This is a genomic window from Hydrogenophaga sp., from assembly GCF_036675665.1.
Classification (GTDB): domain Bacteria; phylum Pseudomonadota; class Gammaproteobacteria; order Burkholderiales; family Burkholderiaceae_C; genus Hydrogenophaga.
The window spans coordinates 36,008-59,225 of the sequence record NZ_JAKFEO010000006.1; the positions used below are offsets into that span (position 1 = coordinate 36,008).

Genomic DNA, 23,218 nt, shown 5'->3' on the forward strand with positions numbered 1-23,218 from the left:
GGTTCAAGAACCCGGCCAGTTTCGCGACTGGCCGGGTTTTTTGCTAGAATCGTGGGCTTGCCTTGCTGCACCCCAACCGACGCTGGGGGTAGCTTTAACCCAAACCTGCCTAGCGGCAGGTGAATCCACAAGGAGAGTCCATGCGTCATTACGAAATCGTTTTGCTGATCCATCCGGATCAAAGCGAACAGGTTCCAGCCATGCTGGAACGCTACAAGGGCATGATCACCGCCGGCGGCGGCAAGATCCACCGCGTTGAAGATTGGGGTCGTCGTCAGATGGCTTATCAAATCAACAAGCTGTCCAAGGCCCATTACCTGTGCGTCAACATCGAGGCCGATCAGGCTGTGATGGCTGAACTGGAGCATGCCTTCAAGTTCAACGACGCCGTGCTGCGCCACCTGACCGTGCTGCGCAAGAAAGCCGACACCGGCCCATCTTCGATGATGAAGTCGGTCGAGCGCGAAGAAGCCCGCAAGCTTCAGCAGCCCGAATCGCGCACCCAGCAGCAGCACCAACCGCAGGAACAGGCCCAGGCTTGATGCCCGGTGCGCGTTAACGTCAACGGGTGAACCAGACTCAATTGTCGGCCGTGGTGGTGCAGGTGCAGAGCCTGCGGTACACACCGGCAGGCATACCGGCCGTCAACCTCGTGCTCGAACACGAGTCACAGATTGTCGAACTGGACACCCCAAGGCAAGTGAAGCTGCAACTCAGGGCCATCGCCTTCGGGTCGCACGCCGAGATCCTCTCCCGGCAGGGACTCGATTCGGTCTGTGAGTTTCACGGCTTTCTGACCAACGCGCGCAATGGCAAAGGCGTGGTGTTCCACATCCAAGATTTCAGCAAGACATAGGAAGGCCCATCATGGCGTCACCCAAACGTTTCAACAAAGACAAGCGCCCCAAGCGCAACACCCAATCGCTGCTGTTCAAGCGCAAGCGCTTCTGCCGCTTCACCGTGGCCAACGTCGAAGAAGTCGACTACAAGGACGTCGATGTCCTGCGCGACTTCATCGCCGAGAACGGCAAGATCATTCCCGCGCGCCTGACCGGCACGCGTGCCTTCTACCAACGTCAGGTCAACACCGCCATCAAGCGCGCGCGCTTCCTCGGCATGTTGCCTTACAGCGACCAGCACCGCGTCTGAAAGAGAGCCTGACATGCAAATCATCCTGCTCGACAAAGTTGTCAATCTCGGCGCCCTCGGCGATGTGGTCAAGGTCAAGGACGGCTACGCCCGCAACTTCCTGATCCCGTCCGGCCGCGCTCGCCGTGCCACGCAAAATGCCATCGCCGAATTCGAAGCACGCCGTGCCGAACTCGAAAAAGTGGCCGCTGCCAAGCACGCCGAAGCCCAGGCTTTGGGTGAAAAGATCGCCGCCGTGACGGTCAAGCTGTCGCAGAAGGCCGGCGTTGACGGTCGCCTGTTCGGCTCCGTCACCAACCACGACGTGTCTGAGGAGCTGAACAAACAGGGCTTCAAGGTCGTGAAGTCGCAAGTCCGCATGCCCAACGGTCCCCTGAAGAATGTGGGCGACTACACGGTGAGCGTGAACCTGCACACCGACGTGATTGTTGATGTGAACGTTTCGGTGCTCGGCGAAACCGCCTGAGTCCCGCGCGAGCGCTCAGGCGCTTCGCTCAAAAGCCGCTGCCTTCGGGCCGCGGCTTTTTTCTTGGGATGTATGCGATCGGTGGGCCCGTCCGTCATCCACCTCTTTTACCGGACTTGTCCACAGACTTGTCCCATGACTTTCCAGGGGCCAGCGCGTACCATGGTCCTTTACTTTTCTCACGCCGATGTCCGCCGTTTTTTCCAGTTCCTTCTCTTCCTTTGATGCCGGCCTGGACGAGGGCGGCGGTGGTGCCGACCGCCAGATCGCTCAGTTGCGCGTCCCCCCACACTCGATTGAGGCAGAGTCCAGCGTGCTGGGTGGCCTGCTGCTCGACAACGGTGCGTGGGATCGGGTGGCGGACCTTGTCAACGACTCCGACTTCTACCGCTACGAACACCGCCTGACATATTCGGCCATTGCCACGCTCGTCAACGCCAGCAAGCCGGCCGACGTAGTGACGGTGTTCGAGCACCTGCAGAATCTGGGCAAGGCCGAGGAGGCCGGCGGCCTGGCCTACCTCAACTCACTGGCGCAGTACGTGCCGAGCGCCGCCAACATCCGCCGCTACGCCGAGATCGTGCGCGAGCGCGCCATCCTGCGCAAGCTGGTCGCCGCCAGCGACGAAATCGCCACCGCAGCGTTCAACACGCAGGGCAAGGCGGTCGAGAAGATTCTCGACGAGGCCGAGCAGAAGATCTTCAACATCGGCGAAGAAGGCTCGCGGATGAAGGAGGGCTTCCAGGGCATGGACAAGCTGGTGGTCGAGTTGCTCGACCGTGTGCAGGAAATGGCCGACAACCCGAACGACATCACCGGTGTGCCCACCGGATTCGTGGACCTCGATCGCATGACCTCGGGTCTGCAGGCCGGTGACCTGGTGGTGCTCGCCGCGCGGCCATCCATGGGCAAGACCGCGTTCGCCATCAACATCGCCGAACACGTGGCGCTCAACGAAGGCCTGCCGGTGGCCGTGTTCTCCATGGAAATGGGCGCCTCACAACTGGCGGTGCGTATCGTCGGCTCGATCGGTCGCATCAACCAGACCCACCTGCGCAACGGCAAGCTCACCGATGACGAGTGGCCACGGTTGACCGAAGCCATCGAGAAGCTGCGCAACGTCTCGTTGCACATCGACGAGACCCCGGGCCTCACCACCAGTGTGCTGCGAGCCAACGCACGGCGCCTCTCGCGCCAGTGCGGCAAGCTCGGCCTGATCGTGGTGGATTACTTGCAGCTCATGAGCGGCAGCGGCGGCGACGGTGATAACCGTGCCTCGGAGCTGGGCGAAATCTCGCGAGGCCTGAAGATGCTCGCCAAGGAACTGCAGTGTCCGGTGATTGCGCTCTCGCAGCTCAACCGCAGCGTGGAGACCCGCACCGACAAGCGTCCCATGATGAGCGACCTGCGCGAGTCCGGTGCCATCGAGCAGGACGCGGACATCATCATGTTCATCTACCGCGATGAGTACTACACCAAGGACGCATGCAAGGAGCCGGGCGTGGCCGAGATCATCATCGGCAAGCAGCGAAACGGCCCCACTGGCACGGTGAAGTTGGCGTTCCTGAACATGCTTACGCGTTTCGAGAGCCTGGCGGGTGGTGGCGACTTCTGATGCCAGTTCCCCATGAAAAAACCCGGCCAAGGCCGGGTTTTTTCATGATGGCGTGATCCCCGCGCTCAGAGCACTTCACTCGCAAAGTCTGCCAGGCGCGAGCGCTCGCCGCGCGCCAGGGTGATGTGGCCGCCGTGTGGCCAACCCTTGAAGCGATCGACAGCAAACGTGAGACCCGACGAACCTTCGGTGAGGTAGGGCGTGTCGATCTGTGCGAGGTTGCCCATGCAGATGATCTTGGTGCCAGGGCCAGCGCGGGTGATCAGGGTCTTCATCTGCTTGGGCGTCAGGTTCTGCGCCTCGTCGATGATCACGTACTTGTTCATGAAGGTGCGACCGCGCATGAAGTTCATGCTTTTGACCTTGATTCGGCTGCGGATGAGTTCGTTGGTGGCCGCGCGGCCCCATTCGCCGGCATTGCCACCGTCGCCCTTGGCCAGGAACTCCAGATTGTCGTCCAGTGCGCCCATCCACGGGCCCATCTTTTCCTCTTCTGTGCCGGGCAGGAAGCCGATGTCCTCGCCCACGCTCACCGTGGCGCGGGTCATGATGATCTCGGTGTAGCGGCGGTCGTCGAGCACCTGCGTGAGACCGCTGGCCAGGGCCATCAGCGTCTTGCCGGTGCCCGCCGTGCCGGCGAGCGTCACGAAGTCGATCTCCGGGTCCATCAGAAGGTTGAGCGCGAAGTTCTGTTCGCGGTTGCGGCTGGTCACGCCCCAGACCGCGTTCTTCAAGTGGGTGTAGTCCTTGAGTGTCTTGAGCACCGCTGTCTTGTCGCGGATCTCGGTCACGCGGGCGTAAAGCGAGGGCTCGCCCGGTGCTTCGAAATAGACGAACTGGTTGATATAGAACTGGCCCACCGCCGGGCCGCTGACGCGGTAGAAGGTGTGGCTGCCACTTTGCCAGCTCTCGATGGTCTTGCTCTGGCGCGTCCAGAAGTCCTGTGGGAGCGCCAGCGCACCTGCGTACAGCAACTCGCCGTCGTCCAGTGTCTTGTCGTTCTGGTAGTCCTCGGCGGCCAGGCCCAGTGCGCGGGCTTTCACGCGCATGTTGATGTCTTTCGACACCAGGATCACCTCGCGCTGCGGGTGGCGTTCGCGCAGCGAATGCACCACACCCAGGATCTGGTTGTCCGCTTTGCCCTGCGGGAGGCTGGCTGGCAGGTTGTTGTCCAGCGGCTCGGTCTGGAAGAACAGCAGGCCGCGCGCGCCGTGGTGACCGGTGGCCGAGAGCTTGAGGCCCTTGGTCATGTCACCACCTTGCTGGGCCACCAAAGCGTCGAGCGTGCGACTCGTCTGGCGCCCGTTGCGGGCCACCTCGGTCATGCCTTTCTTGTGACCATCAAGCTCTTCGAGCACGATCATCGGCAGGAAGATGTCGTGTTCCTCGAAGCGGAACAGGCTCATCGGATCGTGCAACAACACGTTGGTGTCCAGCACGAAGAGCCTGGCGGGGCCGTTGCCGGCCTTGCCCGCGGTGCGGCGACGGCTGCCGGACGAGGCGGTGACCTGCGCTGGCTGTGGGCTTCGCGGTGCTGGAACGACCGGGGTCGTGGCTTTCTGCAGCAAGGGTGCGGCTTCAGCGTGCTCTGCCACCACGGGCGTGGGAGCCGTGGCGGGCTTGCGGCCGCGGCCGCCTGCCCGGCCGGCGGTTTTGGCTGCGGGTGGCGAAGTCAGGGCCGCTGCTTCGCGCTCTGGCAAGCGCGCAGGTTGAGCAGCAGGCATGACCACAACGGGTACTGCCTCAACGTCCAGATCGAAGGGTTCGTCGGTCGCTTTGAGGCTGTAAGCCTCGGGTGAAAGGAGGGCGGCGCGTTTGGAGGGAGCGGGGGGCAGTGGCATGTGGGCTTGTGTGTTCAGCGCAGGGCTGGAAAACAAAAAGCCGCCGGGGTGACCGGGCGGCTTTCGGGGCTGCTGGAAGGGTGCAGGAGGGGTGGGGCTGAGAGGCTTCCCGGCGTCATGAATTCATTATGCATGAGTCCCGTGACGCAAACTCCACGCCCACAGCCCTTGGCCAGATGCAGATCAGGCAGCTTTCTTGAGTGTCTTCACGGCCTTGAGCACGTCTTCAACGTGACCCGGCACCTTCAGACCGCGCCATTCCTGCTTCAGGACGCCGTCGGGGCCGATCAGAAAGGTGCTGCGTTCGATGCCCTTGACCTTTTTGCCGTACATGATCTTGTTCTTGACCACGCCGAACATGTGGCACATTTTTTCTTCGGTATCGGCGATCAATTCGAAGGGGAGTTCGAGCTTGGTCTTGAAGTCGTCGTGCGACTTCATGTTGTCGCGCGAGACACCGAACACCTGGGCTCCGGCCTTCACGAAATCCTTGTACTTGTCGCGGAACTGCATGGCTTCGGTGGTGCAGCCGGGCGTGTTGTCCTTGGGATAGAAATACAGCACGATGGTCTGGCCCAGATGCGTCTGGTTGCTGACCTTGATGCCGCCCGTGGCCATCGATTCGAATTCGGGAATGGGTTTATTGACAACGACTGCCATACTGCGTGGACCCCTGACGTAAGTTGGTGGTGATGCGTTGGCTTCCCGGCTGTCTCACGGCGAGCCCTGCGTTGCAGCAATGGGACCCGTGGCAGGAAACAATCTGCTATTTTACCCTGATTGGCCTCCGCCGTCACGGCGGCAACCCGGGGTGGTTGCCAGGAGCTCAGCTCTCCAGCAACAAGGCCGCGACCACTCGACGACCCTCTCCCGCCAGGATGTTGTAGGTGCGGCAGGCGGCGCCCGTGTCCATGGTCTCGACACCGATGCGCTGGGCCATCAGGTCGCGCAGCAAGGCCGGGGGTGCGAAGCGCAACCGAGAACCACTGCCGAACACGATGAGCTCGGGCGGTTCGGCGGCCAGCTGGATGAGCATGTTGAAGTGCGAGGCCTCCAGCAATTCAAAACGCGAACATGGCCAAGGCTGCAACTGGCCTTGGGGTGTGAGCACGAGGCTGTGGGAATGGCGCTGGCCGTTCACTGCGATCCAGCCATCGCCATAGGCGGTGATGGACTGGATATCCAGCTTGTCGGAGTGCAGTTTCATGGGGCGGTGGCCAATCGGACGGGGTGCGGAACTGTGGTCAAATTGCAGGTTTTCCCTGCAGACAAGACCGAATATAACGCCCGGTGCAGCACACCGGGAGCCCCGCCCCGCACGACCCCAGAACACCCAGGGAGTGACTTTGAAGACCATCCAGAAATCCGCCAAGTTGGCCAACGTGTGCTACGACATCCGGGGCCCGATCATGGATGCCGCGCGCAAGATGGAGGACGAGGGTCACAAGATCATTCGTCTGAACATTGGCAACCTGGCGGTGTTTGGTTTTGACGCGCCCGAGGAGATCCAGCAGGACATGATCCGCAACCTGCCGAACTCGGCGGGTTACTCGGACAGCAAAGGCATCTTCGGCGCGCGCAAGGCGGTGATGCACGAGACGCAGACCCAGGGCATCAAGGGCGTGACGCTCGACGACATCTACCTCGGCAATGGGGCGAGCGAACTGATCGTGATGGCCACCAACGCGCTGCTTGACGATGGCGACGAGCTGCTGCTGCCCGCACCCGATTACCCGCTGTGGACCGCTGCGGTCAGCCTTTCTGGCGGCACACCGGTGCACTACATGTGCGAGGAATCGAATGGCTGGATGCCCGACCTCGACGACATCCGCCGCAAGATCACGCCGGCCACCAAGGGCATCGTGGTCATCAATCCGAACAACCCGACCGGCGCGCTGTACTCCGACGAACTGCTCAAGGCCATCGTGGAGATCGCGCGCGAGCACGGCCTGGTGATCTTCGCCGACGAGGTCTACGACAAGGTGCTGTACGACGGCGTGAAGCACACCGCGATCGCCAGTCTGTCGGAAGACGTGCTCACGCTGACCTTCAACTCGCTCTCCAAGAGCTACCGTTCGTGCGGCTACCGCGCGGGCTGGCTCGTCGTCTCGGGTGACAGGAAGCCGGCCAAGGACTACATCGAGGGCCTGAACATGCTCTCGAACATGCGCCTGTGCGCCAACGTGCCGGGTCAGTGGGCCATTCAAACGGCGCTGGGGGGTTACCAGAGCATCAACGACCTGGTGGGCGAGGGCGGCCGGCTGCGCCGCCAGCGCGATCTGGCCTACGAGCTCATCACCGCCATTCCGGGGGTGAGCTGCGTCAAGCCGTCGGCCGCGCTCTACATGTTCCCCAAGCTCGACCCGAAGATGTACCCGATCGAGGACGACCAGCAGATGTTCCTGGAGCTGCTGCAGGAAACGCGTGTCATGCTGGTGCAGGGCTCGGGCTTCAACTATCCCGACAATCAGCATTTCCGCATCGTGTTCCTGCCACACGAAGACGATCTGCGCGAGGCCATCAACCGCGTCGCGAAGTTCTTTGAAGGTTGGCGTAAACGCCACGGCACCTGATTTTTTGCTCCCCAACCATGACCGACATGAAACCGATCCAAGTAGGCCTTCTGGGCATAGGCACCGTGGGCAGCGGCACGTTCAACGTGCTCCAGCGCAACCAGGAAGAGATTCGCCGGCGCGCCGGTCGTGGCATCGAGATCACCATGGTGGCCGACCTCGACACCGCACGCGCCCAGTCCATCGTGGGCCCGAACGTGAAGGTGGTGAACGACGCACGCGCGGTCATCGCGAATCCCGACATCGATATCGTGATCGAGCTCATCGGTGGCTACGGCATCGCCAAGGCGCTGGTGCTGGAAGCCATTGCCGCGGGCAAGCACGTGGTGACCGCCAACAAGGCCTTGCTGGCGGTGCACGGCACCGAGATCTTCGCCGCGGCCTCGGCCAAGGGTGTGATGGTGGCGTTCGAAGCGGCGGTGGCCGGTGGCATCCCCATCATCAAGGCGCTGCGCGAAGGACTGACTGCCAACAGCATCCAGTGGATCGCCGGCATCATCAACGGCACGACGAACTTCATCCTCTCCGAGATGCGCGACAAGGGCCTGGACTTTGCCGTCGTGCTCAAGGAAGCGCAGCGCCTGGGCTACGCCGAAACCGACCCGACCTTCGACATCGAGGGCGTGGACGCGGCGCACAAGGTCACGCTGATGAGCGCGATTGCCTTCGGCATTCCGGTGCAGTTCGACAAGGCCTACGTGGAAGGCATCACGCAGTTGGGCGCGACCGACATCAAATACGCCGAACAGCTGGGCTACCGCATCAAGCTGCTGGGCATCACCAAACGCACGACCCAGGGCATCGAGCTGCGCGTGCACCCGAGCCTGGTGCCGTCCAAACGCCTGATCGCCAACGTGGAAGGGGCGATGAACGCGGTGGTGGTGCAGGGCGATGCCGTGGGCACCACGCTGTACTACGGCAAGGGCGCGGGCAGCGAGCCCACCGCCAGCGCCGTGATTGCCGACCTGGTGGACATCACGCGCCTGCACACCGCCGACCCGCACCACCGCGTGCCACACCTGGCCTTCCAGCCCGATGCGATGAGCGACCTGAGCGTGCTGCCCATGAGCGAAGTGGTGACGAGCTACTACCTGCGCCTGCGCGTGGCCGACGAGGCCGGCGTGCTGGCCGAAGTGACTGGCTTGCTGGCCAAAGCCGGCATCAGCATCGACGCCGTGTTGCAGCGCGAGGCCGACGAGGTGAGCGGCGAAGGCGGCACCTCCACCGATCTGATCATCCTCACGCATGACACGCGCGAGGGCATCATGAACGACGCCCTGGCGCAGTTGCAGACGCTGCCCACCGTGCTCGCGCCCATCGTGCGCATCCGCAAGGAAGAGCTGAACTGATGCTGTACCTCTCTACCCGCGGCGACCCGGGGCGCAAGCACTTCTGCGAGATCCTGCTCGAAGGCCTCGCACCTGATGGCGGCTTGTATTTGCCCGAACGGTACCCCCAGGTCGATGCCACCACGCTCGCGCGCTGGCGCCTGGTGTTCAACCAGGGTGCAGCGGGTGGCTATGCGGCGCTCGCGTTCGAAGTCCTCTCGCTCTACATCGACGACATCCCCCCCGCCGACCTGCGTGCGCTGTGCGAGAAGACCTACACCGAAGCGGTGTACGGCACGCCGCAGATCGTGCCGTTGAAGCAGCTCGAGCCGGGCTTCCACCTGGAAGCCCTGTCCAACGGCCCCACGCTGGCCTTCAAGGACATGGCCATGCAATTGCTGGGCAACCTGTTCGAATACGAACTGGCGCGCCGGGGCGAGGAACTCAACATCCTGGGCGCGACCTCGGGTGACACCGGCAGCGCGGCCGAGTACGCCATGCGCGGCAAGCGCGGGGTGCGCGTGTTCATGCTGAGCCCGCATGGCCGCATGAGTCCGTTCCAGCAGGCGCAGATGTTCAGCCTGATGGATGAAAACATCCACAACATCGCGATCGAAGGCGTGTTCGACGACTGCCAGGACATCGTCAAGAACGTCAGCAACGACCTCGAATTCAAGCGCGAGCACAAGATCGGCACCGTGAACTCGATCAACTGGGCGCGGCTGCTGGCCCAGGTCGTCTACTACTTTGCCGGTTATTTCCAGGCGACGAGCGATGCCCCCACGCTCCCCGCTGCGCGTGGTTCGCTGCCCCCCGAGGGGGCTGATTCGCCTTGGGGCGGCCCGACGGCGAATCGGTCTCTTCCTCGGGTCTCGTTCACCGTGCCCAGTGGCAATTTCGGCAACGTCTGCGCCGGCCACGTGGCGCGCCAGATGGGCCTGCCGATCGAGCAGCTGGTGGTCGCGACCAACGAGAACGACGTGCTCGACGAGTTCTTCCGCACCGGCGTGTACCGCGTGCGGGCCAGCGCCGACACGCACGAGACCTCCAGCCCGTCGATGGACATCTCCAAGGCCAGCAACTTCGAGCGCTTCGTGTTCGACCTGCTGGATCGTGACGGCGAGCGCGTCAAGGGCTTGTTCGGCGACGTGCTGTCGCGTGAGGGTCGTTTCGACCTGAGCGCCGATCCGGCGTTTGCGAGCGTCACCAGCCACTATGGTTTTCGCAGCGGCAAGAGCACGCACGAAAACCGTATCGAGACGATTCGTGACACCTTCAAGCGCCACGGCGTGATGATCGACACGCACACGGCCGACGGCGTGAAAGTGGCGCGCGAGCATCTGCAGCCCGGCATACCGATGATCGTGCTGGAGACGGCGTTGCCGATCAAGTTCGCCGAGACCATCGTCGAGGCCCTGGGGCAGCAACCGCACCGTCCGCCGCAGTTCGAGGGCATCGAGGATCTGCCCAAGCGCGTGCGGGTGATGTCGGCAAGCACGGCTGCCGTGCAGGCCTTCATCGCCGAGCATTGCGCCCGGGCATGAAGGTCGTCGGGTTTGCGGGCTTTTCGGGATCGGGCAAAACCACGCTGGTCGAGCAGCTGATTCCCGCGCTCAAGCTGCGCGGGCAGCGCGTGTCCGTGGTCAAGCACGCGCACCACCGTTTTGACATCGATCACCCCGGCAAGGACACCTGGCGCCATCGCGAAGCCGGAGCCTTCGAGGTGCTTGCCGCTTCGCCCAAACGGATGGTGCTCATGCGCGAACTGGAGACCGTCGTCGAGCATTCGGTTCACGACCTCCTGGCCCAGCTGCGCGCAGACGTCGATTGGGTGTTGGTCGAGGGTTTCAAGCAGAGCGATCTGCCCAAGGTGGAGGTGTGGCGGCAGGCCCACGGCAAGCCGCTGCGCTTTCCCGACGACCAACACATCGTGGCCATTGCCACCGACACTCCGGACACCTTGCCGATGTCCGTCCACTGCACCGTGCTGGATTTGAACCGGGCCGATGACGTGGCCGCCTGGTTGGTCGACAATGCAGAGCGATTCGAATACCGCACCCCGTTGAGCCTGCCATGACCACGCCCCCTCCATCACAGACCCGTGTGCCATTGATGTCGCTGGACGACGCGATGGTGAACTTGCTGGCGCACGCCGGGCCGCTGCAGGCCACCGAGACGGTGGCCACCTTCGATGCCGACGGCCGCGTGCTGGCACAAGACCTGGTGTCTGCGCTGCAGGTGCCACCCAACGACAACTCGTCCATGGACGGTTATGCCCTGCGCGCTGCCGACGTGACCGAGGCGGGCAAGGTACTGCCCGTGACGCAGCGCATCGCCGCCGGCCATGAGGGCGAGCCACTGGAGCCCGGCACCTGCGCGCGCATCTTCACAGGAGCGCCGATGCCCGCCGGGGCCGATGCGGTGGTGATGCAGGAAGACACGGTGGAGGTGGGAGGCAACATCCACGGCGTGCACATCCAGGCCGTGCCCCAGCCGGGTCAGTGGGTACGGCGCGCGGGAGAAGACGTCACGCGCGGCGCGGTGGTGCTGCCCCGTGGCGAACGCCTGTCGCCCGCGAGCCTGGGCCTGGCCGCGAGCCTGGGCCTGGCGCGCCTGAACGTGGTGGCGCGCCCGCGTGTGGCGCTGTTCTCCACCGGAGACGAACTCGTGATGCCGGGCGAGGTTGCGCCCGAGGCCATGAAGCCTGGCGCCATCTACAACTCCAACCGATTTTTCTTGCGGGCGCTCCTGCACCGCATGGGCTGTGAGGTGAGCGACCTGGGCATCGTGCCCGACCAGCGCGAGGCCACGCTGGCCGCCCTCAAGACCGCGGCCGGTCACCACGATCTCATCCTCACCAGTGGCGGCGTGTCGGTGGGGGAAGAAGACCACATCAAGCCGGCCGTGCAACAACTCGGCCGGCTCGATCTCTGGCAGATCGCCATGAAGCCCGGCAAGCCGTTTGCCTACGGCTCCGTGAAGCGCGATGCGGGCGCTGACCCGGCGGCGGGTGAAGCCTGCCACTTCATCGGCCTGCCAGGGAATCCCGTGTCCAGCTTCGTCACCTTCCTGCTGCTGGTGCGGCCTTTCCTGTTGCGCCTGCAAGGGGTTGACGCGGTTGCGAGGAACGCCGTCAGGCTGCCCGCGCATTTCACGCTGAGCAAGGCCGACAAGCGCCGTGAGTTCCTGCGCGTGCGGCGCAATGCGGCCGGTGGTCTTGATCTGTTTCCCAACCAGAGCTCGGGTGTGCTGACCTCGGCGGTGTGGGGCGACGGTCTGGTGGACAACCCCGCTGGCAGCACCATCGCCCACGGAGACCTCGTGTCCTTCATCTCTTTTGCGGACCTGCTTGCATGAAAGTCCAACTGCGCTATTTCGCTTCCATCCGCGAGGCCTTGGGTCTCGGCAGCGAATCTTTCGACACACAAGCCAGCACGCTGGCCGCCCTGCGGGCCGAGCTGGTGGCTCGGGGGGGCACCTACGCTGACGCACTCGCGCCAGGCCGCTCGGTGCGCGTGGCGCTCAACCAGACCATGAGCGACGAGACCGCTGCGCTCACCGAGGGCGCCGAAGTCGGTTTCTTCCCGCCTGTGACGGGAGGGTGAACATGACCGCTCGTGTCTCCATTCAGACCGAGGACTTCGACCTCAGCACCGAGGTGGCGCTGCTGCGCAAAGCCGACAAAGGCGTGGGCGCGGTCTGCAGTTTCATCGGCACGGTCCGAGACCGCAACGATGGCCAGAGCGTGAGCACCATGGAGCTGGAGCACTACCCCGGCATGACCGAGAAGTCCATCGAAGCCATGATCGACGAGGCGCACCAGCGCTTCGACATCTTCGGCGCCCGCGTGATCCATCGCGTGGGCCTGCTGCAGCCGCTGGACCAGATCGTGCTCGTGGTCGTGACCTCTGCACACCGTGGCCAGAGTTTCCAGGCTTGCGAGTTCCTCATGGACTACCTCAAGACGCAAGCGCCGTTCTGGAAGAAGGAACAGACCCCCGAGGGCGCGCGCTGGGTGGATGCCCGCGTGAGCGACGACGCTGCCCTGGCGCGCTGGGGCATCGCGGCCACCAACAGCTGAACAGCCGCAGCGAGGCCATGCTCATCGCTGCAGACGTCGAATCGATCGAGCGCGCCACGCTGCAGGCGGTGGCGCCCGAGGTGGTGGAGCCCATGGAGGGTTGGCTGCTGGCCATGGACCACGGGACCGTGGGCCGTGCCCGCAGCGCCGTGCCACTGCATCACGGGACACATGACACCGGACGCTTGCCCGTCATTCTGGCGCGCTACGCCGCGCTGGGATTCGAACCGCGATTCCGCCTGCCCGATCTGCCTTCCTTTCAGCCGTGGCATGAGGCCTTGGGGCATCGAGGCTGGCGGCGCGACCAGCCGACCCTGACCATGACCGGGGAGGTCCATCAGCTGATGGATCTGCACCCTGGCCCGCCAGGCGAACTGGATGCCAGGCCCGACGCCGGGTGGATGGCCATGTTCCTGGGCGAGGGCCTGGACCCGGCCGATGGTGCCAGCCGTTCGCGCTCGCTCAGCCGTGCCACCGACACCCTCTATGCCTCGGTGCGGGAGCAGGGGCAGACGGTGGCCTGCGGCGCTGCGTCGTTCAGCCACGGCTGGCTGGGCGTGCACGGCATGCGCACGGCGGCCGCCCGGCGCGGCGAGGGCCTGGCGGGCCGCGTCCTGCATGCCATGGCAGTGGAGGCTCTCCGTCGTGGTCTGGTTGGCGTGTTCCTGCAGGTCGATGCGAGCAACCTCCCGGCGCAGGCCTTGTACCGCCGCGCAGGTCTCACCCTGGCCTGGCCCTACGCCTACTGGCGCCCGCCGTTGGTGGATTGATCTGCGTCAAGCCTGCCCGTTGCGGGCGGGTGCAAGCTGGTTGCCGGCTTGAAAACCGGTGGAGCAGCTCCACATGCCCAACAGTTCAGATCACCCGGAGAGCACTTTCATGCGACTCGACAAACTCACCACCAAATTTCAGGAAGCGCTGAGCGAAGCCCAGACGCTGGCGCTGGGCGCCGACCATGCCTATATCGAGCCGGCCCACCTGCTGCTGGCCCTGCTGCGCCAGGCCGATGGCCCGCAGTCCCTGCTGCAGCGCGCGGGCGTCAATGTGCCGGGCCTGGCCAAGGCCACCGAGGCGGCGATCAAGCGCCTGCCCGAGGTGCAGGGGCAAGACCAGGTGCAGGTGGGCCAGGAGCTGGCCAAGCTGCTGCAGGCCACCGAGAAGGAAGCGATCAAGCGCGGCGATCAGTTCATCGCGAGCGAACTGTTCCTGTTGGCCGTGGCCGACAGCAAGGGCGAGCTGGGCCGCATGGCCAATGAAAACGGCTTGAACCGCAAGAGCCTGGAGTCGGCCATCACCGCGGTGCGCGGCGGCCAGTCCATGGACAGCCCCGAGGCCGAAGGCCAGCGCGAGGCGCTCAAGAAATACACCATGGACCTCACCGAGCGCGCCCGCATGGGCAAGCTCGACCCGGTGATCGGCCGCGACGACGAGATCCGCCGCGCCATCCAGGTGCTGCAGCGCCGCACCAAGAACAACCCCGTGCTCATCGGTGAACCCGGCGTGGGCAAGACCGCCATCGTCGAAGGCCTGGCGCAGCGCATCGTCGCCGGCGAGGTGCCCGATTCGCTCAAGGGCAAGCGCGTGCTGAGCCTGGACATGGCCGCGCTGCTGGCCGGTGCCAAGTTCCGCGGCGAGTTCGAAGAACGCCTCAAGACCGTGCTGAACGAGCTGGCGAAAGACGAAGGCCAGACCATCGTCTTCATCGACGAGCTGCACACCATGGTGGGCGCGGGCAAGGCCGAAGGCGCGATGGACGCGGGCAACATGCTCAAGCCGGCGCTGGCGCGCGGCGAGCTGCACTGCGTGGGCGCGACCACGCTCGACGAATACCGCAAGTACATCGAGAAGGACGCCGCCCTGGAGCGCCGCTTCCAGAAGATCCTGGTGGGTGAGCCCAGCGTGGAGGCGACCATCGCCATCCTGCGCGGCCTGCAGGAAAGGTACGAGGTGCACCACGGCGTGCAGATCACCGACCCGGCCATCGTGGCCGCGGCCGAGTTGAGCCACCGCTACATCACCGACCGTTTCCTGCCCGACAAGGCGATCGACCTGATCGACGAAGCCGCGTCCAAGATCAAGATCGAGCTTGACTCAAAGCCCGAGGTGATGGACCGGCTCGACCGCCGCCTGATCCAGCTGCAGATCGAGCGCGAGGCCGTGCGCCGCGAGAAGGACGAAGCCTCGCAGAAGCGCTTCGGCCTGATCGAGGAAGAGATCGGCCGCCTGACGAAGGAAATCTCCGACTACGACGAGATCTGGAAGGCCGAGAAAGCCGCCGCGCTCGGTTCCAAGGACGTGATGGAAGAGATGGACCGCATCCGCTCGCAGATCAAGACCTTCACCGACAAGGGCGACTTCAACAAGGTCGCCGAGCTGCAGTACGGCAAGCTGCCCGAGCTGGAAAAACGTCTGAAGGACGCGCAGGCGGTTGAGGCCGGCAAGGCGCAGAACAAGGACGGCAAGGGCCGCCCGCAACTGCTGCGCACCCAGGTCGGCGCCGAAGAAATCGCTGAAGTGGTGGCGCGCGCCACCGGCATCCCGGTGAGCAAGCTCATGCAGGGCGAGCGCGACAAGCTGCTGCTGATGGAAGGCAAGCTGCACGAGCGCGTGGTCGGCCAGGACGAGGCCATCGGTGCCGTGGCCAACGCCATCCGCCGCTCGCGTTCGGGCCTCTCCGACCCGAACCGCCCGACCGGCTCCTTCCTGTTCCTCGGCCCCACCGGCGTGGGCAAGACCGAGCTGTGCAAGGCGCTGGCCGGTTTCCTGTTCGACAGCGAAGACCACCTGGTGCGCATCGACATGAGCGAGTTCATGGAAAAACACTCCGTGGCCCGCCTGATCGGCGCGCCGCCCGGTTACGTGGGCTACGAGGAGGGCGGCTACCTCACCGAGGCCGTGCGCCGCAAGCCCTACAGCGTGCTGCTGCTCGACGAGGTGGAGAAGGCCCACCCCGACGTCTTCAACGTGCTGCTGCAGGTGCTCGACGACGGCCGCCTGACCGATGGCCAGGGCCGCACCGTGGACTTCAAGAACACCGTGATCGTGATGACGAGCAACATCGGCTCGCACATGATCCAGGCCATGGTGGGCGAGCCCTACGAGGACGTGAAGGACGCGGTGTGGGCCGAGCTCAGGAACCACTTCCGGCCAGAGTTCCTCAACCGCATCGACGAGACGGTGGTGTTCCACGCGCTGGACGCGCAGCACATCGAATCGATCGCCGCGATCCAGCTCAAGGTGCTCGAGGCGCGCCTGGCCAAGATGGACCTGCACCTGCAGGTCTCGCCGGCGGCGCTGGCCGAGCTGGCCAAGGTCGGCTTCGACCCGGTGTTTGGTGCGCGGCCCTTGAAGCGCGCGATCCAGCAGCGCATCGAGAACCCGTTGTCGAAGTTCCTGCTGGAAGGCCGCTACCCGCCAAAATCAGCGATTCCGGTGGACGTGGACCCGGTGCAGAACCCGGGCGTGTTCGAGTTCGGCGACGCGGTCGCCGAGGCCTGAAGCGGGCCTGAAGCGGCAGACCTCCATCCGTCGGGATGGGGGTCTGCCTCTACCGTTGCCGGGGCGTCAGACCTATCATCCGGCTCATGACCCAGATACCCCCGACCCTTCCCTTGCGTGCGCTGTTCGACGCCCAGCACCATGCCAGTCGCGCCCAGATCGATGTGCCGCTGGCGCTGCGCCGCGAGCGGCTGTCCCGCCTGAAGGCACTCATCGACACGCACGGCGCTGCGTTGTCCGACGCGGTGCAGGCCGACTTCGGCGTGCGCTCGCGCCAGGTCACCGAGGTGGCCGACCTGTTCGTGCTGCGCGCGGCCATCGGCCAGCTGCACAAGGAGCTGCCGCACTGGATGAAGACCCGGCGCGTGGCCACGCCGCTGTACCTCAAGCCCGCCCGGGCTTACATCCAGCGCCAGCCGCTCGGCGTGGTGGGGGTCATCGGCCCCTGGAACTACCCGCTGCAGCTCACGCTGGGGCCCGCCGCCACCGCGCTGGCCGCGGGCAACCGGGTGATGCTCAAACCCAGTGAACTCACGCCCCACACCTCGGCCCTCATGGCCTCGCTGGTGCAGGGCGCCTTCTCGGCAGAAGAGTTCAGCGTGGTGCTTGGCGGCGCCGACGTGGCCCACGAATTCGCCGGCCTGCCGTTCGATCACCTGTTCTTCACCGGCTCCACCGCCGTGGGCCGCAAGGTGGCGGCGGCCGCCGCGGTCAACCTCACACCCACCACACTGGAGCTCGGTGGCAAGTCCCCCTGCGTTGTGGATGCGTCTTGCGATCTGGATGAGGCGGCCGTGAAGATCGCGCACGGCAAGTTGCTCAATGCTGGCCAGACCTGCATCGCGCCCGACTACGTGCTGCTGCCGCGCGGCCAGGAGGCCGCCTTCGAGCGCGCCTACGCGGCCGCCGTGGCGCGCCTGTTCCCCACCATCGCGGGCAACCCCGACTACGCCGCCATCGTGAGCGACCGCCACCACGCTCGCCTGCAAGCCCTGCTGAACGAGGCCTCGGCGCAGGGCGCTCGGGTGGTCGATGTGGCGCCGCCCGGCGCGGCGGCTGCAGCGTCCACCACACGCCAGATGAACCCCACCCTGGTGTTCAATCCCGGCCCGGGCCTTCGGCTGCTGGACGAAGAAATCTTCGGCCCCATCCTGCCGGTGCTGAGCTACGACTCGCTGGACGAGGCCATCAAACGCATCAACGTCGCCGCGCGCCCCCTGGCGCTGTACTGGTTCGGCACCGACACCGCCGCGCGCGACCGGGTGATGAACAACACGGTGAGTGGCGGCGTGAGCGTGAACGACACCCTCATCCACGTGGCCCACGAAAACCTGCCCTTCGGTGGCGTGGGCGAAAGCGGCTGGGGCGCGTACCACGGCGAAACCGGCTTCCTGCGCTTCACCCAGCAAAAACCCGTTCTGGTGCAATCACGCTTCTCGATGGGGCATCTGTTCTACCCGCCCTACGGTGCGCGTTTCGACCAGATCATGGGCCTGCTCAAGCGCTGGCTGTGATGCGCGGCTGAGCCCGCTCAGACGCCGGCGAGCGCGTCGTCGTCGGCCTCGGGCTGCACCACGGCCGCCGTGTTCTGCAGGTATCCCTTTTGCATCAACCCATAGGCCAGTTCGGACACATCCGAGCCCAGCAACAGGGACAACTCCTGCTCGCTGCGCCGGCCGTTGGCCATCAGCAGCAGCGTGTGGGCCTGGCGGCCCACGGCGTCGGGTCGTGAGAGGGCCTCCCACGCCATGTTCGTCTTGGCGTAACGCCGGATGGTTTGCATCATTGTTTTGTTTCCCTGAAGCCTGCGCGTGTGTTGACAGCACCCTCGCATGTTGCATGCCAGTTGTGACAGTGTCTTGACGCCGGGGTCATTCGGCGGGCCGGTTGACCGTTCGGTGACCGATATCTGCCTTATCTCAGCGGTGTCATGCCCTCGGTGGCATGCGCAGGTATAAACGTGACGTGTTTCACACCCCGACTCAGCGGCAGAGCGCCGCAACCAGGCGATGACGGTACCCCCCAGATTGCTGCAACAGTGCTTGGCCGAAGCACTTGAAGACGCTCCCGCGATGCTGGGGCGCTGCCTTGACGCGGCGGTGGTGAGCCTGCAGGAGGCCGAAAAGCAGTGCCTTGAGGTTGCCCAGCGCGACCGCCTGGCCAGCGCCTGGTGGCGCATGCGCCAGGAAAAGGAAAGCTGGGTGGCCGACTTCCCGCAGCGCCTGCGAGAAGCGTTTGCCGTGCCCACCGACGCCCCTCAGTCCTCACGCACCTCGCTGCTGAGCGAATCCAACTACCTCTCGCTGGTCGAAGACGATACGGTCACCGAATCCATTGAATCCGCGCGTCTGCTGCAAAACCTGCTGCCGCCGCTGGAGCAGGAGCTCAAGGTGCTGGATGCGCTCATGAGTTCGCTGCAGGGTCTCTCGACCGTGCAGGCCGACATGAACCCGCTGCGCCCGGCGGTCTTCGTGCGGGCGCTGCGCGAGATGATGTCGCTCGACGAGCCGGACTCGCAGATGCGCGCCCTGTGGTTGCGCCATTGCGGCAAGACCATCGGCCATGAGCTCAAGGGCTTGTATGCCCGCCTGGCATTGGTGCTGCAACGCGCCAACGTGCAGGAAGCCGGTTACCGCGTGCGCCTGATCGCCGAGGCCCCGGGCGCGGCGGCCCGCTCTGCGGCCAGCGCAGCCCGGGCTGCGCGCGGCGCCGGCCCGGCCGCCACCGAATGGAACCCGTCGGGCCCGGCGCCCCTGGACTACCGCGGCGACAGCACGCGCGATGCGCATTTTGGCGACTCCATGCCCGACATGCCGCAGCTGGCACGCCTGCAGACGCCGGTGGACAACCAGTACCTGCACAACTTCCTGGAGAAGGGAGGGCAGCGGTACGAACAGTCGCTCGCGCCCGAGTACTACGAGCAGGTGAGCGAGGAGCTCGCGGCCATTGAAGCCTTTGCCGCCATCCCCACGCTGGACGAATCCATGGTGGTGCGGCGCAGCGAGCAGTACAAGGCGCTGCCGGTGGTCGACCGCCCCGCGCGCGCGGTGGACATCGGCACCCAGCTCAGCCAGAAGACCTGGGGCGATTTCGCAGCGGCCCACGAGCGCGCCCGTGTGCTCATGCAGCTCAAGCAGAAGGCCGAGCGCGTGGCACAGGCCATGGGTCTGGACGTGGTTCGCAAGCTGGTCAACCAGGTGGCGCAAGACCCACTGCTGCTGGCACCGGTGCGCGAGGCGGTGGTCGCGCTGGAGCCCTCGCTCCTGCGTCTGGCCATGGCCAACCCGCGCTTCTTCAGCGAAGACGCGCACCCGGCCCGCCGCCTGGTGGAGTGCGTGGCGCAGCGCAGCTTCAAATACAACGACGAATTCTCCAGCGAGTTCGCCGAGTTCTTCCAGCCGGTGCAGCAGGCGTTCAACGCCCTCAACGAGCTGGAGACAGAAGATCCGCAGGCCTTTGCCATCGCGCTCGACGAGCTGCTGCAGGAATGGGAAAACCACGACCGCCAGGACGTGGCGGCGCAGGACAACAACCTGCAGGCGATCCGCCACGCCGAAGCGCGCCAGACCCTGGCCGACCAGGTGGCCTGGGACCTGAGCCAGCGCCCCGATGTGGACAACGTGCCCGGCTTCATCCTCGATTTCCTCTACGGCCCCTGGTCGCTGGCCATTGCCTCCGCCCAGCTCCAAGCGCCGAAGGGTCAGGTCGATCCCGGGGGCTACCGCAAGGTGGTCTCCAACCTGTTGTGGAGCACCAAGAAGGACGTCACGCTGCGCCTGCCGGCCCAGCTGCTGGAAATGGTGCCGGGCATGCTGGCCACGCTGCACGCCGGGCTGGAGTCGTTGGGCAAGACCCGCGACGAAACCAAACCGTTCTTTGACGCCCTCATGCGCCTGCACCAACCGGTGCTGGGCCTTCGGCGCGCGCGCGCACGGGCCGACGCGAGCGCGTCGAATCCGGTTCCGCTGGACACCTCGTCGATGTCGATGGAACTCGACGAGACCTTGCCGGCCACACCCGAGCAGCGCAAGCCGCGCAAGGCCGCCCAGCCCTGGCTGGGACGCGAGGAGCTGGAAGCCGCGGGCTTTGAAGACACGATGCCGACCGATTTCTCCGAGCTCACCGAGAACCGGGGCGCGTCCGAGGTGACGCCGCCGGAGGCCACCAGCGTGGATGAAGCGGAGAGCGAAGAGGGCATTCCGTTCGACGCCATCACGATGCTGGCAGGCTTGCGCGAAGGCGACTGGGTCGACCTGTATTCGCACCGCGAATGGCTGCGTGCCCAGCTCATCTGGGCGAGCAACCGCGGCACGCTCTTCATGTTCGTGAGCCGCGGTGGGCGCCCCCACTCCATGACCAAACGCAGCTGCGAACGCCTGATTGCCAACCGCCTGCTGCGCCCGGTGGACGGCCAGAGCGTGGTGCGCAAGGCCATTGAGGCCATCGCGGCCGATCAGGCCCGCGTCGAAGAGGCCGTGCCGGCCTGAGGTTGTGCCCTGGCCTGCTCGCGAAGACGGGTCGGCGGCAGACCCATGGCCGACTTGAACATGGCCGAGAACGCGCTCTCGCTCGCATAGCCACTGGCTTCGGCCACCCGCCCCACCGACACACCGCGTGCCAGCATGGGCAGGGCGTGCGCCAGCACCACCTGCTGGCGCCAGCGCTGAAAGCTCGTGCCCAGTTCGTCGCGAAACAGCCGCGCCAGGGTGCGCTCGCTGGCGCCGCCGTGTGTGGCCCAGGCCGCCAGCGTGGCGTGCTGGGCCGGGGCCTCCATCACCGCTTCACACAGGTTGCGCAGCCGTCGATCGCCGCCGGTGGCGCTCGGCATGGGCACACCCAGTGGCTGGGTGTCGGCGTGCTCCATCTCGTCAAACAGCAGGGTGTGCAGCGCGCGCCCGGCTTCGCCCGATGGCCGAAGCGGCCGGTTCAAGGCATGCACCAGTTCGCGCAACAGGGGCGAGACCACCAGCACGCGCGAACGCGTCCAGTGCGCCGGCACGGCGCTGGCGTCGATGTACAGGGTGAGCAACTGGGCCGACTCGACGATGGTCACCGCGTGGCGCGCCAGCGGCGGTATCCACACCGCGCGCGACGGCGGCACGATGGTGGTGGTCTCCAGTGGCGAGTGTTCGTCCGCCGCGTCCGTGTGAACCACCGTCACCTGCAGCAGCCCGCGCGCGCAGTAGGCCAATTGCCCCCAGGCATGGTGGTGCGGTTCGAACTGATCGTCGCTGTCGACCTGGCGCGCACGGCAACGCACGGGATGCGCCGGTGTCGGGCAATACGGGTCGGTGTCGGTCGTTGGCAGAAGCCGGCGGCGGGTGGAGGGGCGGCGCATGGTGGGCTCCCGGCTGGGGTTGGCTGAAATTCGACGATGTTTGTCGTTCTGTCGCGATGGCGCATTCTCCACCCGCCCTACGATCGTGTCCATGAACACCGCCACCTTGCGCGTTGCCGCGCCCACCAATCCCATTCCGCTCAAACAGGACGCCGCCGTCATCGGCCTGGTGGGCCTCGTCCACGGCACCTCGCATTTTTCGCAGCTGCTGCTCGCGCCGCTGTTCCCGGTGTTCATCCGCGAGTTCGGCCTCTCCTTTGCCGACGTGGGCCTGCTCATGACGGTGTTCTTCGTCATCTCCGGGGTTGGCCAGGCCATGGCCGGGTTTCTGGTGGACCGCGTCGGCGCGCGCCCGGTGCTGTTCGGGGCCATCGGCATGTTCTTCCTGGCTGCCGTGGCCGCCTCGCAGGCCACCAGCTACGCGGGCCTCATGGTGGTGGCGGTGCTGGCCGGCACGGGCAATGCGCCCCTGCATCCCTGCGACTTCACCATCCTCAACCAGCGCGTGTCAGCGCCCCGGCTGGGCCACGCCTTCAGCGCCCACGGCCTCACCGGCAACCTGGGCTGGGCACTGGCGCCCGCGCTGCTGGTGGGCATCTCGGCCTGGGCCGACTGGCGCGTGGCCTACCAGGTGGCGGCCTTGCTGTACCTGGTGATCCTGGGTGTGATGTTCTGGCAGCGCGACAAGCTGCGCACCGAGGTGGTGGTGCAAGCAGCGGGCGCGCCGCGCGGGGGCGACCTCGGCTTTCTGAGGTTGCCGGTGGTGTGGTGGTGCTTTGCCTTCTTCCTGCTCTCCACCATGTCGCTGGCGGTGGTGCAGAGCTTTGCACCCTCCATCCTCAAGGCCATGCACAGCACCAGCATGGAAGTGGCCACGCTGACCATCAGCGCCTACATGCTGTGCGCGGCCTTCGGCATGCTGGTGGGCGGCTTCGTGGCGGCCTACAGCCACCAGCGTCAGCTCTCCAGCGACCACGTGGTTGCCTGGGCCATGGCGCTGGGTGCCGTGCTGCTGCTGGTGTGCGCCACCGGTTGGCTGGGCTCCGTCGGGACGCTGGTGGCGCTGGCCGCGACCGGTTTTGCCGTGGGCGTGGGTGGCCCCAGCCGCGACCTGATGATCAAGCGCGCCACGCCCAAAGGCGCGACCGGCCGTGTCTATGGCACGGTGTACTCCGGGCTGGACGTGGGCTTTGCCGCCGCGCCCCTGATGTTCGGTCTGTTCATGGACCGTGGCTGGTTCGCTGCCACGCTGGTGGGCAGCGCGGTGTTTCTGGGGCTGTCGGTGGTGGCGGCGCTGGGCGTGGGCCGGCGCACCGCCTGAAGCCGCGC

22 protein-coding genes are annotated in these 23,218 nt (G+C 65.6%); 17 read left to right on the plus strand and 5 right to left on the minus strand.

Features of this window, described 5'->3' with window-relative positions; all coding sequences use genetic code 11:
* The first annotated feature begins 140 nt into the window (after positions 1 to 140).
* The 5 genes from rpsF to dnaB all read left to right on the plus strand — a co-directional run bounded on the left by rpsF (position 141) and on the right by dnaB (position 3,230).
* A complete protein-coding gene (rpsF, locus tag V6M63_RS00665) occupies positions 141 to 542 on the plus strand; it encodes a 30S ribosomal protein S6 (RefSeq protein ID WP_332739190.1) in 402 nt (133 codons plus the stop codon).
* Positions 543 to 568: 26 nt separating this feature from the next.
* On the plus strand, positions 569 to 856 hold the full coding sequence (priB, locus tag V6M63_RS00670; protein WP_056276853.1) for a primosomal replication protein N: 288 nt from the start codon (positions 569 to 571) through the stop codon (positions 854 to 856).
* 11 nt (positions 857 to 867) lie between these two features.
* Positions 868 to 1,149, plus strand: a complete 282-nt coding sequence (gene rpsR, locus V6M63_RS00675; protein ID WP_056276851.1) for a 30S ribosomal protein S18 — start codon at positions 868 to 870, stop codon at positions 1,147 to 1,149.
* 13 nt (positions 1,150 to 1,162) lie between these two features.
* Complete coding sequence (gene rplI, locus V6M63_RS00680; RefSeq protein WP_332738479.1) at positions 1,163 to 1,615, plus strand: 50S ribosomal protein L9; 453 nt, start codon at positions 1,163 to 1,165, stop codon at positions 1,613 to 1,615.
* A 187-nt stretch (positions 1,616 to 1,802) separates the two neighbouring features.
* Complete coding sequence (gene dnaB, locus V6M63_RS00685) at positions 1,803 to 3,230, plus strand: replicative DNA helicase (protein WP_332738481.1); 1,428 nt, start codon at positions 1,803 to 1,805, stop codon at positions 3,228 to 3,230.
* A gap of 65 nt (positions 3,231 to 3,295) precedes the next feature.
* Here dnaB and V6M63_RS00690 read toward each other — a convergent pair whose 3' ends face one another.
* The 3 genes from V6M63_RS00690 to V6M63_RS00700 all read right to left on the minus strand — a co-directional run bounded on the left by V6M63_RS00690 (position 3,296) and on the right by V6M63_RS00700 (position 6,278).
* Positions 3,296 to 5,071 carry a PhoH family protein gene (locus tag V6M63_RS00690; protein ID WP_332738483.1) on the minus strand — a complete coding sequence of 592 codons (1,776 nt, stop codon included), beginning with the start codon at positions 5,069 to 5,071 and terminating at the stop codon, positions 3,296 to 3,298.
* Between the two features lie 183 nt (positions 5,072 to 5,254).
* Positions 5,255 to 5,731: a peroxiredoxin gene (locus tag V6M63_RS00695; protein WP_056276841.1), complete on the minus strand. Its 477-nt coding sequence runs from the start codon at positions 5,729 to 5,731 to the stop codon at positions 5,255 to 5,257.
* A gap of 166 nt (positions 5,732 to 5,897) precedes the next feature.
* Positions 5,898 to 6,278, minus strand: coding sequence for an Mth938-like domain-containing protein (locus V6M63_RS00700; RefSeq protein WP_332738486.1), 381 nt, complete (start codon positions 6,276 to 6,278; stop codon positions 5,898 to 5,900).
* A gap of 139 nt (positions 6,279 to 6,417) precedes the next feature.
* Here V6M63_RS00700 and V6M63_RS00705 point away from each other — a divergent pair, with 139 nt between their 5' ends.
* From V6M63_RS00705 to V6M63_RS00750, 10 genes are all read left to right on the plus strand, one after another.
* Positions 6,418 to 7,644, plus strand: coding sequence for a pyridoxal phosphate-dependent aminotransferase (locus V6M63_RS00705; RefSeq protein ID WP_332739192.1), 1,227 nt, complete (start codon positions 6,418 to 6,420; stop codon positions 7,642 to 7,644).
* Between the two features lie 26 nt (positions 7,645 to 7,670).
* A complete protein-coding gene (locus V6M63_RS00710; protein ID WP_332738488.1) occupies positions 7,671 to 8,993 on the plus strand; it encodes a homoserine dehydrogenase in 1,323 nt (440 codons plus the stop codon).
* Positions 8,993 to 10,516, plus strand: coding sequence for a threonine synthase (locus V6M63_RS00715; protein WP_332738490.1), 1,524 nt, complete (start codon positions 8,993 to 8,995; stop codon positions 10,514 to 10,516). Before V6M63_RS00710 ends, V6M63_RS00715 begins: the two co-directional genes overlap by 1 nt.
* Positions 10,513 to 11,049 carry a molybdopterin-guanine dinucleotide biosynthesis protein B gene (gene mobB / locus V6M63_RS00720; protein ID WP_332738492.1) on the plus strand — a complete coding sequence of 179 codons (537 nt, stop codon included), beginning with the start codon at positions 10,513 to 10,515 and terminating at the stop codon, positions 11,047 to 11,049. Before V6M63_RS00715 ends, mobB begins: the two co-directional genes overlap by 4 nt.
* Positions 11,046 to 12,329: a molybdopterin molybdotransferase MoeA gene (locus V6M63_RS00725; protein ID WP_332738494.1), complete on the plus strand. Its 1,284-nt coding sequence runs from the start codon at positions 11,046 to 11,048 to the stop codon at positions 12,327 to 12,329. Before mobB ends, V6M63_RS00725 begins: the two co-directional genes overlap by 4 nt.
* The gene (locus V6M63_RS00730) at positions 12,326 to 12,577 is read left to right on the plus strand and encodes a MoaD/ThiS family protein (protein ID WP_332738496.1); all 252 of its coding nucleotides are present in this window, start codon (positions 12,326 to 12,328) and stop codon (positions 12,575 to 12,577) included. Before V6M63_RS00725 ends, V6M63_RS00730 begins: the two co-directional genes overlap by 4 nt.
* 2 nt (positions 12,578 to 12,579) lie before the next feature.
* Complete coding sequence (moaE, locus tag V6M63_RS00735; protein WP_332738498.1) at positions 12,580 to 13,053, plus strand: molybdopterin synthase catalytic subunit MoaE; 474 nt, start codon at positions 12,580 to 12,582, stop codon at positions 13,051 to 13,053.
* A 17-nt stretch (positions 13,054 to 13,070) separates the two neighbouring features.
* Positions 13,071 to 13,823 (plus strand): GNAT family N-acetyltransferase, encoded by a 753-nt coding sequence (locus V6M63_RS00740; protein WP_332738500.1) that lies wholly within the window; start codon positions 13,071 to 13,073, stop codon positions 13,821 to 13,823.
* A gap of 109 nt (positions 13,824 to 13,932) precedes the next feature.
* On the plus strand, positions 13,933 to 16,551 hold the full coding sequence (gene clpB, locus V6M63_RS00745; RefSeq protein ID WP_332738502.1) for an ATP-dependent chaperone ClpB: 2,619 nt from the start codon (positions 13,933 to 13,935) through the stop codon (positions 16,549 to 16,551).
* A gap of 86 nt (positions 16,552 to 16,637) precedes the next feature.
* Positions 16,638 to 18,065: a coniferyl aldehyde dehydrogenase gene (locus V6M63_RS00750; protein WP_332738504.1), complete on the plus strand. Its 1,428-nt coding sequence runs from the start codon at positions 16,638 to 16,640 to the stop codon at positions 18,063 to 18,065.
* Between the two features lie 17 nt (positions 18,066 to 18,082).
* Here V6M63_RS00750 and V6M63_RS00755 read toward each other — a convergent pair whose 3' ends face one another.
* On the minus strand, positions 18,083 to 18,337 hold the full coding sequence (locus V6M63_RS00755) for a hypothetical protein (RefSeq protein ID WP_056276810.1): 255 nt from the start codon (positions 18,335 to 18,337) through the stop codon (positions 18,083 to 18,085).
* Positions 18,338 to 18,560: 223 nt separating this feature from the next.
* On the opposite strand from V6M63_RS00755, the gene V6M63_RS00760 reads away from it, so the two are divergent.
* A complete protein-coding gene (locus V6M63_RS00760) occupies positions 18,561 to 21,038 on the plus strand; it encodes a DUF1631 family protein (RefSeq protein WP_332738507.1) in 2,478 nt (825 codons plus the stop codon).
* Here V6M63_RS00760 and V6M63_RS00765 read toward each other — a convergent pair.
* On the minus strand, positions 21,005 to 21,889 hold the full coding sequence (locus V6M63_RS00765; RefSeq protein ID WP_332738509.1) for an AraC family transcriptional regulator: 885 nt from the start codon (positions 21,887 to 21,889) through the stop codon (positions 21,005 to 21,007). The two genes, V6M63_RS00760 and V6M63_RS00765, sit on opposite strands and share 34 nt — an antisense overlap.
* 91 nt (positions 21,890 to 21,980) lie before the next feature.
* Here V6M63_RS00765 and V6M63_RS00770 point away from each other — a divergent pair, with 91 nt between their 5' ends.
* Positions 21,981 to 23,210, plus strand: coding sequence for an MFS transporter (locus V6M63_RS00770; protein ID WP_332738511.1), 1,230 nt, complete (start codon positions 21,981 to 21,983; stop codon positions 23,208 to 23,210).
* The last annotated feature ends 8 nt before the right edge of the window (positions 23,211 to 23,218 follow it).

Excerpts from the sequence above, each read along its gene's own strand:
- V6M63_RS00690 (WP_332738483.1), bottom strand. The coding sequence starts at position 5,071 with ATGCCACTGCCCCCCGCTCCCTCCAAACGCGCCGCCCTCCTTTCACCC.
- mobB (WP_332738492.1), top strand. The coding sequence starts at position 10,513 with ATGAAGGTCGTCGGGTTTGCGGGCTTTTCGGGATCGGGCAAAACCACG.
- V6M63_RS00730 (WP_332738496.1), top strand. The coding sequence starts at position 12,326 with ATGAAAGTCCAACTGCGCTATTTCGCTTCCATCCGCGAGGCCTTGGGT.
- V6M63_RS00700 (WP_332738486.1), bottom strand. The coding sequence starts at position 6,278 with ATGAAACTGCACTCCGACAAGCTGGATATCCAGTCCATCACCGCCTAT.
- V6M63_RS00750 (WP_332738504.1), top strand. The coding sequence starts at position 16,638 with ATGACCCAGATACCCCCGACCCTTCCCTTGCGTGCGCTGTTCGACGCC.
- rpsR (WP_056276851.1), top strand. The coding sequence starts at position 868 with ATGGCGTCACCCAAACGTTTCAACAAAGACAAGCGCCCCAAGCGCAAC.
- dnaB (WP_332738481.1), top strand. The coding sequence starts at position 1,803 with ATGTCCGCCGTTTTTTCCAGTTCCTTCTCTTCCTTTGATGCCGGCCTG.
- V6M63_RS00725 (WP_332738494.1), top strand. The coding sequence starts at position 11,046 with ATGACCACGCCCCCTCCATCACAGACCCGTGTGCCATTGATGTCGCTG.
- moaE (WP_332738498.1), top strand. The coding sequence starts at position 12,580 with ATGACCGCTCGTGTCTCCATTCAGACCGAGGACTTCGACCTCAGCACC.
- V6M63_RS00765 (WP_332738509.1), bottom strand. The coding sequence starts at position 21,889 with ATGCGCCGCCCCTCCACCCGCCGCCGGCTTCTGCCAACGACCGACACC.
- rplI (WP_332738479.1), top strand. The coding sequence starts at position 1,163 with ATGCAAATCATCCTGCTCGACAAAGTTGTCAATCTCGGCGCCCTCGGC.
- V6M63_RS00770 (WP_332738511.1), top strand. The coding sequence starts at position 21,981 with ATGAACACCGCCACCTTGCGCGTTGCCGCGCCCACCAATCCCATTCCG.
- V6M63_RS00710 (WP_332738488.1), top strand. The coding sequence starts at position 7,671 with ATGAAACCGATCCAAGTAGGCCTTCTGGGCATAGGCACCGTGGGCAGC.
- V6M63_RS00695 (WP_056276841.1), bottom strand. The coding sequence starts at position 5,731 with ATGGCAGTCGTTGTCAATAAACCCATTCCCGAATTCGAATCGATGGCC.
- clpB (WP_332738502.1), top strand. The coding sequence starts at position 13,933 with ATGCGACTCGACAAACTCACCACCAAATTTCAGGAAGCGCTGAGCGAA.
- V6M63_RS00740 (WP_332738500.1), top strand. The coding sequence starts at position 13,071 with ATGCTCATCGCTGCAGACGTCGAATCGATCGAGCGCGCCACGCTGCAG.
- rpsF (WP_332739190.1), top strand. The coding sequence starts at position 141 with ATGCGTCATTACGAAATCGTTTTGCTGATCCATCCGGATCAAAGCGAA.
- V6M63_RS00715 (WP_332738490.1), top strand. The coding sequence starts at position 8,993 with ATGCTGTACCTCTCTACCCGCGGCGACCCGGGGCGCAAGCACTTCTGC.
- V6M63_RS00760 (WP_332738507.1), top strand. The coding sequence starts at position 18,561 with ATGACGGTACCCCCCAGATTGCTGCAACAGTGCTTGGCCGAAGCACTT.
- V6M63_RS00755 (WP_056276810.1), bottom strand. The coding sequence starts at position 18,337 with ATGATGCAAACCATCCGGCGTTACGCCAAGACGAACATGGCGTGGGAG.